This window comes from Pseudomonas sp. FSL R10-0399, from assembly GCF_009600165.1.
Taxonomy (GTDB): Bacteria; Pseudomonadota; Gammaproteobacteria; order Pseudomonadales; family Pseudomonadaceae; genus Aquipseudomonas; species Aquipseudomonas helleri.
The window spans coordinates 21,495-37,977 of record NZ_WIWK01000023.1; the positions used below are offsets into that span (position 1 = coordinate 21,495).

Annotated in this window: 14 protein-coding genes; 7 read left to right on the forward strand and 7 right to left on the reverse strand. The window is 59.6% G+C overall.

Annotated features, from left to right (window positions below):
* Window positions 1-33 precede the first annotated feature (33 nt).
* The 4 genes from GHO41_RS09330 to GHO41_RS09345 form a co-directional block, all read right to left on the reverse strand.
* Window positions 34-1,074 carry an ABC transporter substrate-binding protein gene (locus GHO41_RS09330; RefSeq protein WP_048372207.1) on the reverse strand — a complete coding sequence of 347 codons (1,041 nt, stop codon included), beginning with the start codon at window positions 1,072-1,074 and terminating at the stop codon, window positions 34-36.
* Between the two features lie 40 nt (window positions 1,075-1,114).
* On the reverse strand, window positions 1,115-2,239 hold the full coding sequence (locus tag GHO41_RS09335) for an ABC transporter ATP-binding protein (RefSeq protein WP_048372209.1): 1,125 nt from the start codon (window positions 2,237-2,239) through the stop codon (window positions 1,115-1,117).
* Window positions 2,240-2,533: 294 nt separating this feature from the next.
* Entirely contained in the window at window positions 2,534-3,163 is a 630-nt protein-coding gene (locus tag GHO41_RS09340; protein WP_371928883.1) for a response regulator, read from the reverse strand.
* A gap of 10 nt (window positions 3,164-3,173) precedes the next feature.
* Entirely contained in the window at window positions 3,174-5,585 is a 2,412-nt protein-coding gene (locus tag GHO41_RS09345) for a PAS domain S-box protein (protein WP_153433412.1), read from the reverse strand.
* Between the two features lie 54 nt (window positions 5,586-5,639).
* On the opposite strand from GHO41_RS09345, the gene GHO41_RS09350 reads away from it, so the two are divergent.
* Entirely contained in the window at window positions 5,640-6,632 is a 993-nt protein-coding gene (locus tag GHO41_RS09350; protein ID WP_153433413.1) for an alpha/beta hydrolase family protein, read from the forward strand.
* Here GHO41_RS09350 and GHO41_RS09355 read toward each other — a convergent pair.
* The 3 genes from GHO41_RS09355 to GHO41_RS09365 are packed head-to-tail and all read right to left on the reverse strand — an operon-like array spanning window position 6,629 to window position 9,091.
* A complete protein-coding gene (locus GHO41_RS09355; protein WP_048372216.1) occupies window positions 6,629-7,396 on the reverse strand; it encodes a TerB family tellurite resistance protein in 768 nt (255 codons plus the stop codon). The two genes, GHO41_RS09350 and GHO41_RS09355, sit on opposite strands and share 4 nt — an antisense overlap.
* A gap of 1 nt (window position 7,397) precedes the next feature.
* Window positions 7,398-8,069: an N-acetylmuramate alpha-1-phosphate uridylyltransferase MurU gene (gene murU / locus GHO41_RS09360; protein ID WP_153329195.1), complete on the reverse strand. Its 672-nt coding sequence runs from the start codon at window positions 8,067-8,069 to the stop codon at window positions 7,398-7,400.
* The gene (locus tag GHO41_RS09365) at window positions 8,066-9,091 is read right to left on the reverse strand and encodes an aminoglycoside phosphotransferase family protein (protein ID WP_153329193.1); all 1,026 of its coding nucleotides are present in this window, start codon (window positions 9,089-9,091) and stop codon (window positions 8,066-8,068) included. The genes murU and GHO41_RS09365 overlap by 4 nt, the downstream gene beginning before the upstream one ends.
* Window positions 9,092-9,223: 132 nt before the next feature.
* Between GHO41_RS09365 and GHO41_RS09370 the strand changes: the two genes are divergently transcribed.
* The 6 genes from GHO41_RS09370 (at window position 9,224) to GHO41_RS09395 (ending at window position 16,478) form a co-directional block, all read left to right on the forward strand.
* Window positions 9,224-11,974, forward strand: coding sequence for an LPS-assembly protein LptD (locus GHO41_RS09370; protein ID WP_048372221.1), 2,751 nt, complete (start codon window positions 9,224-9,226; stop codon window positions 11,972-11,974).
* Window positions 11,955-13,292, forward strand: coding sequence for a peptidylprolyl isomerase SurA (gene surA, locus GHO41_RS09375; protein WP_323368856.1), 1,338 nt, complete (start codon window positions 11,955-11,957; stop codon window positions 13,290-13,292). Before GHO41_RS09370 ends, surA begins: the two co-directional genes overlap by 20 nt.
* The gene (gene pdxA / locus GHO41_RS09380; protein ID WP_371928884.1) at window positions 13,289-14,278 is read left to right on the forward strand and encodes a 4-hydroxythreonine-4-phosphate dehydrogenase PdxA; all 990 of its coding nucleotides are present in this window, start codon (window positions 13,289-13,291) and stop codon (window positions 14,276-14,278) included. The genes surA and pdxA overlap by 4 nt, the downstream gene beginning before the upstream one ends.
* Window positions 14,275-15,093, forward strand: coding sequence for a 16S rRNA (adenine(1518)-N(6)/adenine(1519)-N(6))-dimethyltransferase RsmA (rsmA, locus tag GHO41_RS09385; RefSeq protein WP_048372225.1), 819 nt, complete (start codon window positions 14,275-14,277; stop codon window positions 15,091-15,093). Before pdxA ends, rsmA begins: the two co-directional genes overlap by 4 nt.
* Window positions 15,094-15,216: 123 nt before the next feature.
* Entirely contained in the window at window positions 15,217-15,597 is a 381-nt protein-coding gene (gene apaG, locus GHO41_RS09390; RefSeq protein ID WP_153329189.1) for a Co2+/Mg2+ efflux protein ApaG, read from the forward strand.
* Window positions 15,597-16,478: a symmetrical bis(5'-nucleosyl)-tetraphosphatase gene (locus GHO41_RS09395; protein WP_153329187.1), complete on the forward strand. Its 882-nt coding sequence runs from the start codon at window positions 15,597-15,599 to the stop codon at window positions 16,476-16,478. The genes apaG and GHO41_RS09395 overlap by 1 nt, the downstream gene beginning before the upstream one ends.
* The last annotated feature ends 5 nt before the right edge of the window (window positions 16,479-16,483 follow it).

A 16,483-nucleotide genomic window follows, 5' to 3' on the forward strand; every position in this document is an offset into this window, starting at 1 on the left:
GGCCAGATCAGCCACGCCGCAGTTGCGTACTGCTTACTTGGCAGCCCAGGCGTTGAAACGCTGCTCCAGTTGCTCACCGTTATCAGCCCAGAAGCTGACGTCGATTTGCACCTGATTAACGATGTTTTGCGGGGCGGTCGGCATATCTTCCTGCACGTCTTTAGGCAGCAAAGGCATGGCTTCTTTGTTCGCCGGGCCGTACGCAATGTTTTGCGAGTAGAGACTCTGCTGTTGCGGCTGCAAGGTGAAAGCCATGAACTTCTTCGCCACGTCGGCTTTAGCCTTGCTCAGGCCTTTAGGGATGGCCCACGCATCGAAGTCATAAATGCCGCCATTCCAGACGATCTTCAGATTGCTTTCTTTTTGTACCGCAGCGATCCGGCCGTTGTACGCCGAGCTCATGACCACATCGCCAGAGGCCAGGTACTGCGGCGGCTGAGCGCCCGCTTCCCACCATTGGATGAAAGGCTTGAGCTCATCGAGTTTTTTGAAGGCGCGGTTCTGCCCGTCCTTGCTCGCCAGCACGGTGTACACATCTTTCGGCGCCACGCCGTCGGCCATCAAGGCAAATTCGAGGGTGTATTTGGCGCCTTTACGCAAACCGCGCTTGCCAGGGAATTTTTGCGTGTCCCAGAAATCCGCCCAGCTGGTCGGAGCAGTTTTCAGTTTGTCCGCGTTGTAAGCCAGCACCGTTGACCACACGAAGAAGCCCGCGCCGCAGGTCTGGATTGCGCCTTTGACGTACTGGTCCGGGTTGCCGAACAGTGCAGGGTCCAACGCTTCAAACATGTCTTCATCGCAACCACGGGCCAGTTCTGGCGACTCAACTTCTACCAGGTCCCAAGAGATGCTTTTGGTGTCGACCATGGCCTTGATTTTGGCCATTTCACCGTTGTACTCACCGGCGATGATTTTGCCGTCGCCCTTGGTTTCCCACGGCTGGTAAAACGCTTTGACCTGCGCCGCCTTGTTCGCGCCGCCAAACGACACTACGGTCAGGTCAGTCGCGGCCAGCGCACTGCCCGCAAACATCAGGCCGAGGCTCAGAGCCGTTAACTTTAAAGTCTTGTGCATTGTGTGTTCTCCGCTGTGCAGGGTAGGTGAAGACGGGCGATCAATTCGCCTCTAATACAGGGTCCAGCGCACGTACATGTTCGACTTGCCAGCCCAGCGGCACGACATCGCCGACGGCCAGGGTGGGGTCCAGCTCGGCAATCGGCTGTTTCACAAAGAAATCGGTCTTGCCGCAGACTTCCAGACGAACCCGGACGTGGTCGCCCAGATAGATAAATTCTTCGACACGCCCCGAGAAACGGTTGGCGCAGGACTCGCTCGCGTCCTTGAGGGTGATGCGCTCGGGACGAATTGACAGCGTCACCGGATCGCCCGTGCGGCCCACATTCACGGCCAGCGCCTGCACCTTCTCGCCACGGCTCAACTCGACCACGCAGCGCTCTCCGTCCTGGCTGTGCAGGCGGCCGCTGAGGCGGTTGTTTTCGCCAATAAAGTTGGCCACAAAGGTGTTTTTAGGTTCTTCGTAGAGGGTACGCGGCGGGGCAATTTGCTGGATCTCGCCCTGATGGAACACCGCCACCCGGTCCGACATCGTCAGCGCTTCGCCCTGGTCGTGGGTCACGTACACCACGGTCACGCCCAGGCGTTGGTGCAGGTGCTTGATCTCCATCTGCATGTGTTCACGCAGCTGTTTGTCCAGTGCGCCCAATGGTTCGTCCATCAGGACCAACTGCGGTTCGAACACCAGCGCCCGCGCCAGGGCAACGCGCTGCTGCTGGCCACCCGACAATTGCGCCGGATAACGCTGCGCAAACGCGTCGAGCTGGACCATGCTGAGGACTTTTTTCACCCGCTCGCTGACATCGGTGCGGTTCAGGCCGCGCACCGTCAACGGAAACCCGAGGTTTTCGGCCACCGTCATGTGCGGGAACAAGGCGTAGTTCTGAAACACCATACCGATGTCGCGCTTGTGCGGCGGCACATTATTGATGGCCCGCCCGGCCAGCAAAATCTCGCCAGCGGTCGGCGTTTCAAAGCCGGCCAGCATCATCAGACTGGTGGTTTTGCCCGAACCGGACGGTCCGAGCAAGGTCAGAAACTCGCCTTTGCGAATATCCAGATTAAGATCTTTGACGATCAGGTTTTCGCCGTCATAGCTCTTTTGCACGCCACGGAAGCTGACCAATACATCACTCGCCCCAGCGCTTGCACCGACCTCACTCATAACCGCACCTTTTGTTTTGGACTGCTGTAATCCAAGACTAAAGAAGGTGCCAGCCCGCAGAAATCGGGGCGCAGGAGAGATTTACATCAGCAGGCTGGAAGGCTTTTTGTAGGGATTGCCCTATAGCAATGTCGCAAACAGAACGCCCCCTGCCACCCGGCCCAACGACTACGTTGAGAGCCGTCACAAAACTGTCGCAAACAGATATGCACACCCAAAAAAACTGTAGGGGCGAGCTTGCCTCGCGATCTTTTTTGCCTTCTAAAAATCGCGAGGCAAGCTCGCTCCTACGGTTTAGATCAACTTATGCTCCATCGCATACTTCACCAACTCCGCCAGCGAAGTAACGTTGAGCTTCTGCATCAAACGCGCTTTATGGGTGCTGATGGTCTTGCTGCTCAGCGCCAGTTGCTGGGCAATGTCGTTGACGTTCGCGCCTTGAGCCAGGCGCTCAAACACCGAAAACTCACGCTCGGACAACAACGCGTGCAGCGGCCGCTCATCCGTCAGTCCCACCTCAAACACCATGCGATCTGCCAGCTCCGGGTCGATATAGCGCCCGCCCGCGGCCACCTTGCGAATGGCGGACAACAGCAGTGCCGGGTCGCTGTCTTTAGTGGCATAGCCCGCCGCGCCAAACTTCAAGGCACGGGCCGCCATTTGCGCTTCGTCGTGCATCGACAACACCAAAATAACCGGCGGGTTGTTCAACGCACGAATCCGCGGGATGGCCTCCAGCCCATTCACCCCCGGCATGGAGATATCCAGCAGCACCACTTCACACGGCACATGGCGCAAGGTTTCAAGCAACTGCTCGCCATTGCTCGCCTCGCCCACCACCAACAAGTCTTTCGCCAGGCCGATCAATTGCTTGATGCCTTCACGAACGATGGTGTGATCTTCTGCTACCAGTACACGAATCACAGGTCCTTCCTTATTCAGAATCACTTGGGTCTGGCTGGCGTTGAATCAATGGCACGCGCACCGCCAGGGTAGTGCCCTCGCCCGGTTCACTGTGCAGGTCCAGGGTGCCGCCAAGCATCAGGACGCGCTCGCGCATGCCCACCAGGCCGAAGGAGGTCGAGCGCCCGGCCGTCGGTTCAAAGCCGCGGCCATCATCACTGATGGTCAGGCACAACTCCCGACCTTCGACACTCAAGGTCAACTCAACCGTTTGCGCATCGGCGTGGCGCAGCACGTTGGTCAGGGCTTCCTGCAAAATCCGGAACAGGCCCACTTCCTTGGCCGCACTCAACGGCGGCAGTTGTTCAGGGACTTGTACCAGACACGGGATATTCGAGCGTGCTTCAAAACGACGGGCCTGCCACTCAATCGCCGAGCTGATCCCGGCATCCAGAATCGGCGGGCGCAAGGCCGTGGCCACATCACGCACGAGCTGGAACAACTGGGCGATGAGTTTTTTCATACTATTGAGCCGCTCACGCAACCCCGGATCAAGGTCCGCATAGGCCAGCTCACACATCGAGGTTTCGAGTTTAAGCACCGTGAGCATTTGCCCCAGCTCGTCATGAACCTCGCGGGCAATTCGCGCCTTTTCTTCCTCGCGCACGCTCTCCAGGTGCGCTGACAACTCACGAAGCTGACCGCGCGAGCTGTCCAGCTCCAGCTCGATGCGCTTGCTCTCGCTGATGTCCCAGACAATCCCGTCCCAAACCACCGTACCGTCTTCAAGACGGCGGGTAATGGCTTTGATCTCGGCCCAGCGTTGCAGCCCTTCGCGGGTCAGGATTCGCCCTTGCCACGACCAGTCGCTGTCACTGTCTATGGCCACGTCCTGCACCCGATGGTAATCAGCTCTGTCATCCGGATGCACGAGGCTGCGCAGGCCAACATCATGTCGGCGTAAGGTCGCCGGAGAAAACCCCACCAGGCTCTCGCTGCCTTCACTGATGTAAGGGAAGTCCAACTCGCCCGTCAGCAACGAGCGCTCCAATCGAAACACAAGCCCCGGCACGTTGGCTGCAATGCCTTGCAGGCGCGCATCGCTTTCTTGCAGGGCAGCCTGTACACGGCGGCGCTCGGTGATGTCATGCAGGTAAACCACCAGGTATTCGGCCTGTTTAAAGCGCAGGAAGCTCAAGGTCACGTCAGCCGGGAACTCGCTGCCATCAGCCCGCACGCAAATCGCTTCCATGCGCTGCGCCGTGTCCTCGTTACCCCGCGCGCGGCGCCACAAGCCCAACCAGCGGTCCATGTTCAGGCCTGGCTCGAAATCACTCAATGGTCGGTCGAGCACCGCGCCAAGTGAATACCCCAACATGCTTTCGGCCGCCTGATTGGCATACCGGACATGGCTGTCCCAGTTAACCCATAAAATGCCCACCGGGCTTTTGTCGATGGAAAACTGCGTCAGGCGCAGGGCCTCGGCGCTGGCAGCCCCCTCGGCGAGGTCTTCGCGGGCTTTCAACAACGCCTGCTCCAGAACACTCTGCTGGCGGCGCTGCCACACCACAATGGCCATGCTGGCCAACATCAGCGCTGCGAACAACAGCACGAGGTTTTGCCAGAAGCCGGGGGAATGGGTTGAGCGCGCGAACTTGGGCTGCAGCCAGCGCGTGTGCAGTTGTTCCATGTCCCGTGCCGGTATCGCATGGAGCCCGCGCTCCACGATGCCAGCCAGCTCGGGCAAGTCCCGGCGCGTACCCACCCGCAAGAGCTGCGGCAAGCCAATGTCGCCAACCACTGCCAACGCTGTGAACTCAGGCTCGGCAGAAAGCCGCGCCAGTTGCGCTTCATCAATCACCGCATAGGTGGCTTGCTGACTCAGCAGGAGTTGCAGGGCCTGACGCTCCAGCGGCACGCCTTGCAGATTGAGCCCTGGATAACTGGAGCGCAAAAAATCTGCCGTCGCACTGGGCATCCGCACGGCGACACGGGTTTTGCTGTCGATGCGATCAAGGTCTACCGAACCTGAGCCATTGCGTTCACCGACCAACAATTGCGGGACCCGCATATAAGGGTCAGAAAAAATCCACACGCGCAGCCCGGCTGGGGTTTGCTTAAGCCCCGGCGCGATGTCGATTTGCCCCTCACGCGCGGCCTTCTCCAACTGTTCAAGGTCCGGGTAGGTGCGCCAGGTCAGGTCAATGTCCAGGCTCTGCGCCAGCCATTTCATCAGCTCAACATTGGCCCCGGACAACTGCTGCAAGCGTTGGTCAAACGTGGCATAAGGCGCCTGCAATACCAGGCCGACCCGCAGCGCTTTATGCTGCGCCAGCCATTGCTGTTGCTCGGGACTTAATTGCGCAGCCGGGATGGACGCCGCGTGCCCCATCAAGGGCAGCCACAACCAGCCGATAACCAACAGATAGCAAAAACGCTTCATCGCAACACTCACACCCATTACGCTGCCGGGATAACTTCTGGCCTGGAATTACTTATGTCTTCTTTGCGCCTAGCGTTGGCGGCGTTGTACCTGTCATCTGCCTTACCGGTCCTGGCGGCCGAGCCAGCTCCCGACACCACACCCGCGCAACCCGCACCCGTGGTGCGTCAACCCTTGCCTGAACGCAGCCAGGAAGATGCCACTGCACTTGAACGACAAGTGCCGGCCGCTGAGCAGCAACACCTGCAAGCCGCGCAGGACACTTTTCTGGCGCTCTGGAAACCGGCCAACAGCAGTGACCCCAGCGGCGTCGTGGTGATCGTCCCCGGTGCTGGTGAAAACGCGGACTGGCCACGGGTCGTAGGCCCATTGCGCAACAAACTGCCAGACGCCAACTGGGCCAGCCTCAGCCTGAGCTTGCCTGACCTGCGCAGCGAAGCCAGCCAACCGCGCGCGGCCGAACCAGAGAAAACTCCTACAGAGCCCGCGCCGAACAGTAGCAGTAAAGAGGCCAGCACCACAGCCAAACCCATCGAGCAGGCCGCCAGTGTCGGTACCGAGAACCCGGACACCGAGCTGCAACCCGAGCAAACCCTGGAAGCGCTGACCAACGCTGATGCCGAGCGCATTTTCGCCCGCATCGACGCGGCCATTGCCTTCGCTCAGCAGCAACACACGCGCAGTATTGTGCTGCTCGGGCACGGCACGGGGGCTTATTGGGCAACGCGTTACCTGAACGAAAAGCAGCCCAAGCAGGTGCAAAAGCTGATCCTGGTGGCAGCGCAGTCACCCGCTCAGGTCGAACCCGATATCAATGTATTGGCCCCGGCGCTCTCGGTTGAACTTCTGGATGTGTTCTACAAAGACAAACCGCTTATGCGCAAAGCCGCCTTGCAACGGCTACACGCCAGCAAACGCATGGATCGCTCAAATTTTAACCAGGTCGGTCTGGACACCATTGCCGGCAATCGCGAGGCTGAGCAGGAACAACTGTTGCGCAGGGTTCGCGGCTGGCTCAGCCCGAAGGCAGTGGATAAGCCAGACTAACGAAAACCGCGGTACTCACGGATCAACGCATACGCGTGATGCAGCTCACGGGTTTTATCGGTGGCCTCACGCACCTGCGCCGGGGTTGCACCGGCGCCCGCCACTTTGTCCGGGTGGTGACGGCTGAGCAAACGCCGGTAAGCCCGTTTGATGTGCTCGGGGTCGGTGCTCGCGGTCACGCCGAGCAAGGCCAGCGCCTGCTGGTACGTGCCGCCTCGGGTCGCGGGCGTTTTTTTCTGCGGCTCGTAATCGGCCCCCAGCAGTTGCACTTGCTGCGGGGCCCAGCCCAACCAACGGCCCCACTGAAAAATTAATGTTCTCTCTTTGGGGTCAACCCGCCCGTCCGCCACGATCATTCGCCAACAGGCACGCAACACGCCTTCGGCCGCCGTTGGCTGAGCCCGCAGGCGCAGCAGATAACCGCGCAACGAGTCATGCCCGGACTTGCCCCGGTTAAACGCGGCAATCGCACGCTGCTGCGCGGCCGGATTCATGTCGAGCTGGCGCATTTCCTGGCGCGCCTGTTCGATATGTTTATCCACAACCCGCCCGCCGCTCTTGGCCAGCCGACCGAGTAAAACAAACAGCAGCTCATCATTGCGCAAGGCCGGGCGGCCACCCAGACGCTCACGCAATTGCGCCCAACTGTGAAGTTGCAAGCGCCGGTCAAGGGCTTGCCCCAACAAGGCGCCAAGCATGGCCCCCGGAATGCTGGCGATGAAAAAGCCAGCCCCGGCTCCGATCAGAGTCCCTGGCCACAGCATCTTAGTGTTTGCCCTTAATCAACAACTCAGCCTCTGCCAACCGTTCATGTGTACCGACATCCACCCACTGCCCCTGCAAGCGCTCGCCTGTCACTGCACCTGCAGCCATGGCGGTGCGCAGCAAAGGCGCCAGCTTGAATGCCCCCGCTGTCGAGCCGTCAAACAGCGTCGGGCTCAAGACCGCAATCCCGCTGTAAGTCAGCGTGTCGGCACCGGGCAGCGCGTCCTGCACGCGACCATCAATCAGCGAAAAATCGCCGGCGGGATGATGCGCCGGGTTGTCCACCAGCACTAAATGCGCCTGCCCGGCCAGGGGTTGGCGCAACCCGGCGAAATCGTAATCGGTCCAGATGTCGCCGTTAACCACGACAAAAGGTTTATCGCCCAACAGCGGCAAGGCTTTAAAAATGCCTCCACCGGTTTCCAGCGGCTCGCCTTCGGCGGAGTACTGAATGCTCACGCCAAAGCGTGCACCATCGCCCAGGTGGTCTTCGATCTGCTGGCCGAGCCAGGCGTGATTGATCACGATTTCGGTAAAACCTGCCGCTGCTAGCGCGCGCAGGTGGTACTCGATTAATGGCACGCCGCCTGCGCGAATCAACGGTTTAGGCGTGTGCAGGGTTAACGGGCGCAGGCGTTCGCCTTTGCCCGCAGCCAAAATCATCGCTTTCATGCAGGGGTCTCGGCCGAAAGGCGCAGGCTGGCGAACAACTCACCCAGCTCAGCCAGTTCAGGACGGCGCGCCAGAACCGCTTCTATATAAGAGAAGAAGCGCGGCACGTCGGCCAGGTAGCGGGGTTTGCCATCACGGTGGCAAATACGGGCAAAGATGCCGATCACTTTCAAGTGGCGCTGCACGCCCATCAAATCACTGGCCCGCAAGAACTCTTCAAAATTGGCACCCACCGGAATACCCAGCGGCAAGGCCAGCTTCCAGTAGTCTTCCAGCCAGGCGCGCACGCGCTCTTCGGGCCAACTCAGGAACGCGTCTTTGAACAGGCAGGTGATGTCATAGGTCACCGGGCCATACACGGCATCCTGAAAATCCAGCACGCCGGGGTTGGGAATACTGAGCATCAGGTTGCGCGGCATAAAGTCGCGGTGCACCAACACTTGGGGCTGCGCCAGTGCGCTGTCGATCAACAGCGTGCTGACACGCTGCCAGGCCGCCAATTGTTGCTCGGTGAACTCGACGCCCAAATGGCGGCGCACGTACCACTCCGGGAACAGCTCAAGCTCGCGGCGCAGCAAGGCCACGTCATAGCTGGGCAAAGGGGCCGTCATCGGCAATTGCTGGAAGGCCAGCAAGGCTTCGATGGCGTCCTTGAACAATTCATCGGCGTTGCTGCTGTTGATCACGTCCAAAAAGGTTTTATTGCCCAGATCGTTGAGCAAAAGGAACCCGCGCTCCAGGTCTTGAGCGTAAATTTTTGGAACATTTATCCAGCTGGTACGCAATAAATCTGCGATTTCGACGAAAGGTTGGCAGTTTTCCTGGGGCGGAGGAGCGTCCATCACGATAAAACTGCGGCCCTCGCCCTCCCATCGGAAGTAGCGTCGGAAACTCGCGTCACTGCTGGCCGCAGTCAATGTGGCCGGGGGCACGGGACCCCATCCCTCGTTCTCGAACAAGGTGTGCAACTGTTCATCAAGCCAAACATTCAGGTGTTGCAAGCGTACATCTTGGTCAGGCATTACAAGGGTCTCCGACGGCGCTAGCCGTCAAGCGGGTCATGCTTTATTATCCAGAATCTTTTCCAGACCATCGATAGGCGTGCGGTCCCCCCACCGCGGGCTGATGGCACGCAGGAAGCCCGGACTAATAAGATGGCATTGAAATCCCCCGCGTTTCGTAAAAAATTTCCGTTGCTGGTAACTGGCAGTCTGCTGGCCATGCAACCTCTAGCCGTGCCATTCGTATTTGCCGAGGAGCAGTATGACTGTTCCGCATCGGCTTCGGGTGGCTGGGATTGCGCGCCGAAAGCAAATACTGCGCAATTGCCACCACGCCCATCGCACAACGGCACTGTGGCGCAAGCCAATGGTGAGTCTGGCGAGCAAGGTGAGCAAACCCCGCTGGTGACATCCGCCAAAGGTCGTGGCCTCAAGGCGCGCAGTGCTGACTACAGCCACCTTGACTGGGTCCCGCGTGACAAGCTCACGCCGGCGCAACTGGCTGAAACCGGCCCGTATTGCTCTGGCGCCTATATCGAGCCTACGCGTCCCGGCATGCGTGACACCACCAGCAAAAGCGATTCGCCGACCTTCATTGGCGCCAAAGCTTCCCGCTACCAACAGGAAGAGCAAATCGCGACCCTGGCCGGTGATGTGGTCATGCGCCAGGGCAGCATGCAGGTCGAGGCTGACGAAGCCAACTTGTACCAGGCCGAGAGCCGTGGCGAGTTGAGCGGCAATGTGCGTCTGCGTGACAACGGTGCACTGCTGGTTGGCGACCACGCCGATGTGCAGCTGGACACCGGTGCCGCCAAGGTCGACAACGCCGAGTACGTGTTGCACAAGTCGCGTATTCGCGGCAGCGCGCTGTACGCCAAACGTGCCGAAGACGCGATCATCCGCCTCAAGGACGGTACGTACACCACGTGCGAACCGAACAGCAACGCCTGGCAGCTCAAAGGCAACAACATCACGTTGAACCCGGCCACCGGTTTCGGTACCGCAACCAACGTGACACTGCGGGTTAAAGACATTCCTGTCCTTTACACCCCGTACATTTACTTCCCGATCGATGATCGCCGTCAGTCCGGTTTCCTGCCGCCGTCCTTCAGCAGCAGCTCCGACACCGGCTTTACGCTCGTGACCCCGTACTACTTCAACCTGGCACCCAATTACGATGCCACGTTGTACCCGCGCTACATGACCAAGCGCGGTCTGTTGATGGAAGGTGAGTTCCGCTACCTGACCGAGTCCAGCGAAGGACAGTTCGGTGCCGCGTACCTCAACGACGACAACGACGATCGCAAGCTGCAGACCGACTACGAAAAAACCCGCTACATGTACAACTGGCAGCACAAGGGCGGGCTTGATTCGCGCGTGCTGACCGAAGTTGACTACACCAAGATCAGCGATCCGTACTACTTCCAGGATCTGCAAAGTGATCAGGTCGGCGTCGAAAGCCGTGACTACCTGAACCAGCAAGCAGCTGTCAGCTACCGTGGCGATGACTTCACCGCCAAGCTGAACGTGCACGCTTACCAGTTGGCGACCGTGACCCAGGTCACGCCGTACAACCAGATGCCACAGCTCACCTTCAATGGTGGCCTGCCGTATCACCCGGGTGGCGTGAACTTCTCCTACAACACCGAGCTGGTGCGGTTTGAGCGTGACCTGGAAAACGGCAACTACACCGACGAATACGGCGTCACCACGCCGCGTCTGGATAACAACGTACAAGGCCTGGCGCGCGCCAACGGCACACGTCTGAACCTCGTGCCAGCCATGTCGTTGCCGATGACTTCGAGCTACGGTTTCGTGACCCCGTCCCTCAAGTACGCGTACACCCAGTACGATCTGGATCTTGATGGCCGTGGCAAAACGCAAATGGTCACGGCTGGCGACAAGTTCGACAGTTCGGTCAGCCGCAGCGTACCGATCGCCAGCGTTGACAGCGGCCTGTACTTCGACCGCAACACCAACTGGTTCGGCAATAACTACCGCCAGACCTTGGAACCACGGGCGTTCTACCTGTATGTGCCTGAGCGTGACCAGGCGAACATCCCTGTATTCGACACCAGCGAAAGCTCGTTCAGCTATTCCTCGCTGTGGCGTGACAACCGCTTCACCGGCTCTGACCGCATCGGCGACGAAAACAAACTGTCGCTGGGCCTGACCAGCCGCTGGATCGAAGAAAACGGCTTTGAGCGTCAACGCGTGAGCATTGGCCAGGCGTACTACTTCAAAGACCGCAAGGTTCAGTTGCCAGGCGTGAGCGACGATCGCGATGACTCGACGTCACGTGTGTCTCCATATGCACTGGAATACGCTTACCGCTTCAACCGCGACTGGCGTGCAACCGCTGACTACAACTGGGACCCGGAAACCCGTAGCCCACGTTCTGGCAGCGCGATGATGCACTACCAGCCAGAAGACAACCCGAACAAGGTCGTCAACCTGGGCTATCGCTATCGCAACGACCAGGTGGTGTACAACCAGTACACCGGCAAGTGGCAGTTCGGCGGTGATTACCTGACCCCGAGCGATCCTGGCTTCATCAAGGATTACTACAAAATCCAGCAGCACGACTTCTCGGTGATCTGGCCGCTCGTGCCGCAATGGAGCGTCATCAGCCGCTGGCAGTACGATTACAACCGCAACCGTACCCTGGAAGCCTTCGGTGGCTTTGAGTACGACAACTGCTGCTGGAAAATGCGCCTGATCAGCCGCTACTGGGTTTCCAACGACGAATACACCCAAGAAGCCCCGCAAAACGAAAAGGGCGACCATGGGATCTTCCTTCAAATTGTGCTGAAAGGTCTCGGCGGCGTTACAGGCGCCAAAGTAGAGAGCTTCCTCGACAAAGGCATCCAAGGTTATCGTGAACGTGAAGATCAAGCTTTCTGAGTGTCTGCGCCCCCTAGTATTGGGCGCATTGTTCCTAGGTACTGCGGCGGCACACGCTGCAGTTCAGCCCCTTGATAAGGTGGTGGCCATCGTCGATAACGACGTGATCATGCAGAGCCAACTGGACCAGCGTGTCCATGAAGTTCAGCAAACCATCGCCAAGCGCGGGCAGGGTGTCCCCCCTGCCAGCGTTCTGGACCAACAAGTGCTTGAGCGTCTGATTGTCGAAAACCTGCAACTGCAGATCGGCGAGCGTTCGGGCATTCGTATCACTGACGAAGAACTGAACCAGGCCATCGGCACCATTGCCCAGCGCAATAACATGACCCTTGATCAGTTCCGTCAGGCGTTGGCCCACGACGGCCTGTCCTATGACGATGCGCGCGAGCAGGTTCGCCGCGAAATGATCATCAGCCGTGTACGTCAACGCCGTGTGGCCGAGCGTATTCAGGTGACCGATCAGGAAGTGAAAAACTTCCTCGCCTCTGACCTGGGCAAGGCGCAATTGTCCGAGGAATACCACCTGGCCAACATCTTGATCCCGACGTCTGACAGCGCGAGTTCAAGTGAAGTCCAGGCGGCGGCCCAGAAGGCTGAAGACCTCTACAAGCAACTCAAACAAGGTGCTGACTTTGCCCAGTTGGCGATCGCCCGCTCCGGCAGCGATACCGCTCTGGATGGCGGCGACATGGGCTGGCGTAAAGCGGGCCAGTTGCCACCTCCGTTCGATCGTATGCTGAGCAGCATGCCGACAGGCGACATTACGCCTCCGGTCCGCACGCCTGGTGGCTTCATCATTCTCAAGCTGCTCGACAAGCGCGGCGGCCAGACCGTGATGGTCGACGAAGTTCATGTTCGTCACATCCTGATCAAGCCAAGCGAAATCCGCACTGAAGCGCAAACCAAGGAACTGGCACAAAAACTCTACGACCGCATTCAGTCGGGCGAAGACTTTGCCACCCTGGCCAAAACCTATTCGGAAGACCCAGGCTCAGCCCTTAACGGCGGCGACCTGAACTGGATCGACCCGAACGCGCTGGTGCCGGAGTTCCGTGAAGTCATGGCTGAAACCCCACAAGGCGTCCTGTCCAAGCCATTCCGTACTCAATACGGCTGGCATGTTCTGGAAGTATTGGGCCGTCGCTCCACTGACAGCACCACCCAGGCCCGCGAGCAGCAAGCCATGAACGCCTTGCGTAACCGCAAGTACGACGAAGAGCTGCAAAGCTGGCTGCGTCAGATCCGTGACGAAGCCTACGTAGAAATCAAACTCCCTGGCGCAACCAACCAGGCAGAGAGCGCAGACCCAGCACAGTGAAAACACAGCGTTTTGCACTGACACCCGGCGAGCCGGCAGGCATAGGTCCCGACCTGTGCCTGCTTCTCGCCTCGCAACGCCAGCCACATCCCCTGATTGCCATTACCAGCCGCGACCTGCTCCACGAGCGGGCCGCGCAACTGGGCGTGGCTGTCAGTTTGCTGCCCGTCAGCCCGGACAACTGGCCCGGCCAACCGGCACCTGCAGGCAGCCTCTATGTCTGGGACACGCCGCTCAATGCCCCTGTCACCGCAGGCACATTGGACAAAGCCAACGCCCCGTTCGTACTGCAAACCCTGACCCGTGCAGCCCTTGGCTGTGTTGCAGGCGACTTTGCAGGCATGATCACCGCGCCCGTGCACAAAGGCGTGATCAACGAAGGCGGCATCGCGTTTTCTGGCCACACCGAATTTCTGGCAGACCTGACCGGCACCGAGCAAGTCGTGATGATGCTTGCCACGCGCGGGCTTCGCGTCGCGTTGGTGACCACTCACCTGCCGCTGCGTCAGGTGGCCGATGCAATCACACCTGAGCGCATAACCCGGGTAACCCGAATTCTGCATGCCGACCTGCAACACAAGTTCGGCATCGCCCAGCCGCGTATCCTCGTGTGCGGGCTCAATCCCCACGCCGGTGAAGGCGGTCACTTGGGCTTTGAAGAAATCGACATCATCGAACCCACCCTGGAGCGTCTGCGAAGCGAAGGCATGGACCTGCGCGGCCCATTGCCTGCCGACACTCTGTTTACCCCCAAATATCTGGAGCACTGCGATGCAGTGCTGGCGATGTACCACGACCAAGGCCTGCCCGTGCTCAAGTACAAAGGGTTTGGCGCCGCCGTCAACATCACCCTGGGCTTGCCGATCATCCGCACGTCTGTTGACCATGGCACCGCCCTGGATCTGGCAGGCAGCGGCAAGATCGACACTGGCAGTCTGCAAGTCGCCCTGGAAACCGCCTATCAGATGGCCGAGACACAACTATGACCGAGCAATACCAACACAAGGCGCGTAAGCGCTTTGGCCAAAACTTCTTGCACGATGCGGGCGTTATCGACCGCATCCTGCGCGCGATCAATGCCAAGTCGGGCGACCGCCTGCTGGAGATTGGTCCGGGCCAGGGCGCACTGACCCAAGGCATCCTCAGCAGCGGCGGGCAACTGGACGTTGTCGAGCTGGACAAAGACCTGATCCCGATCCTGAATCAGCAATTTGCCGGCATGAGCAACTTCAACCTGCACCAGGGCGACGCGCTGAAGTTTGACTTCGCCACGCTCAATGCTGCGCCACGCACGCTGCGTGTCGTCGGCAACCTGCCGTACAACATCTCCACGCCGCTGATTTTTCACCTGCTGAAAAACGCCGAGCTGATCCGCGACATGCACTTCATGCTGCAAAAAGAAGTGGTTGAGCGCATGGCAGCAGGGCCTGGCGGCGGAGACTGGGGTCGTCTGTCGATCATGGTTCAGTACCACTGCCGCGTCGAACACCTGTTCAACGTCGGCCCTGGCGCCTTCAACCCGCCGCCAAAAGTTGACTCGGCGATTGTCCGCCTGGTGCCACACGACGTACTGCCCCACCCGGCCAAGGATCACCGCCTGCTGGAGCGCGTGGTGCGTGAAGCCTTCAACCAGCGCCGCAAAACGCTGCGTAACACCCTTAAAGCCTTGCTCAGCAACGACGAAATCGAAGCCGCCGGCGTCGATGGCAGCTTGCGCCCGGAGCAACTCGACCTCGCCGCTTTCGTGCGCCTGGCCGACACACTCAGCGAAAAAGCGGCTAACGCGCCCGTCGCTGACTGATTACTGAGAAAAAACGGTGCCCGTACCAGACATAGCCTCTGGCCGGGCACCCGCCCTCTAGCCTAGACTCAGGCAGCTGTTTTATTCCGAACGTTGTCTGTGCTTTTCAGTAAGGCCTCTCGCATGCATGAGCCCCGCTATGTGATCGACGTCAGCGTCGTCACGCGTTACCTGCCAGAACAATCTCAACCCGAGCATCAGCGCTACGCCTTTGCCTACACCATTACAGTAAGCAACACAGGCACCGTGGCGGCCAAACTGCTGTCCCGGCATTGGGTGATTACCGATGGTGACGGGCATGTCGAAGAAGTGCGCGGAGCCGGAGTGGTCGGGCAACAGCCATTGATCGAGCCCGGCGAGCAGCACACGTACAGCAGCGGTTCGGTGCTCACCACCACAGTGGGCACCATGCAGGGCAGCTACCTGATGCTGGCAAATGACGGCCATCAGTTCAAAGCCATCATCAAGCCCTTCCGCCTGGCCGTACCCGGAGCGCTTCACTGATGGCGGTCTATGCCGTGGGTGACTTGCAAGGGTGCTTGCAGCCCCTCAAGTGCCTGCTGGAGCAAGTGGCCTTCGACCCGGCCAACGATAAACTGTGGCTGGTGGGCGACCTGATCAACCGCGGTCCGGAATCACTCGAAACCCTGCGCTTTCTCTACCACATGCGCGAATCTGTGGTGTGCGTGCTGGGCAATCACGACCTGCACCTGCTGGCGGTTGCCTACAACATCGAACGCCTGAAAAAGGGCGATACGCTGCGCGACATCCTGCAAGCGCCCGATTGCAACGACCTGCTTACCTGGCTGCGACAGCAACCGCTGCTGCACTACGACGCCGAGCGCAATACGGCGCTGGTGCACGCCGGGATACCGCCGCAGTGGTCACTGAAAAAAGCCCTCAAATACGCCGGTGAAGTTGAACACGCCTTGCGCGATGACAGCCTCATCAAGCCGTTCCTGGACGGCATGTACGGCAACGATCCGGCCAAGTGGGACAGCGACCTCACCGGTATCACCCGCCTGCGGGTCATCACCAACTACTTCACCCGCATGCGCTTTTGCACCCGCGACGGCAAACTCGACCTCAAGAGCAAAGAAGGTCTGGGCACCGCGCCGCCGGGATTTGCGCCATGGTTCAGCTACAAAGAACGCAAAACCCGGGACACCAAGATCATCTTTGGCCACTGGGCGGCACTTGAAGGCCAATGCTCTGAGCCTGGCGTGTTCGCACTCGATACCGGCTGCGTCTGGGGCGGTGCGATGACCTTGCTCAATGTCGATACCGGCCAGCGCCTGAGCTGCGACTGTGATGAGCAGGGGCACCCGGCCCCTCAACTGCTTTGCCCTCCAACCCCCTCTTCGCAACCGCCGCTCGCGCCCTGATTCGC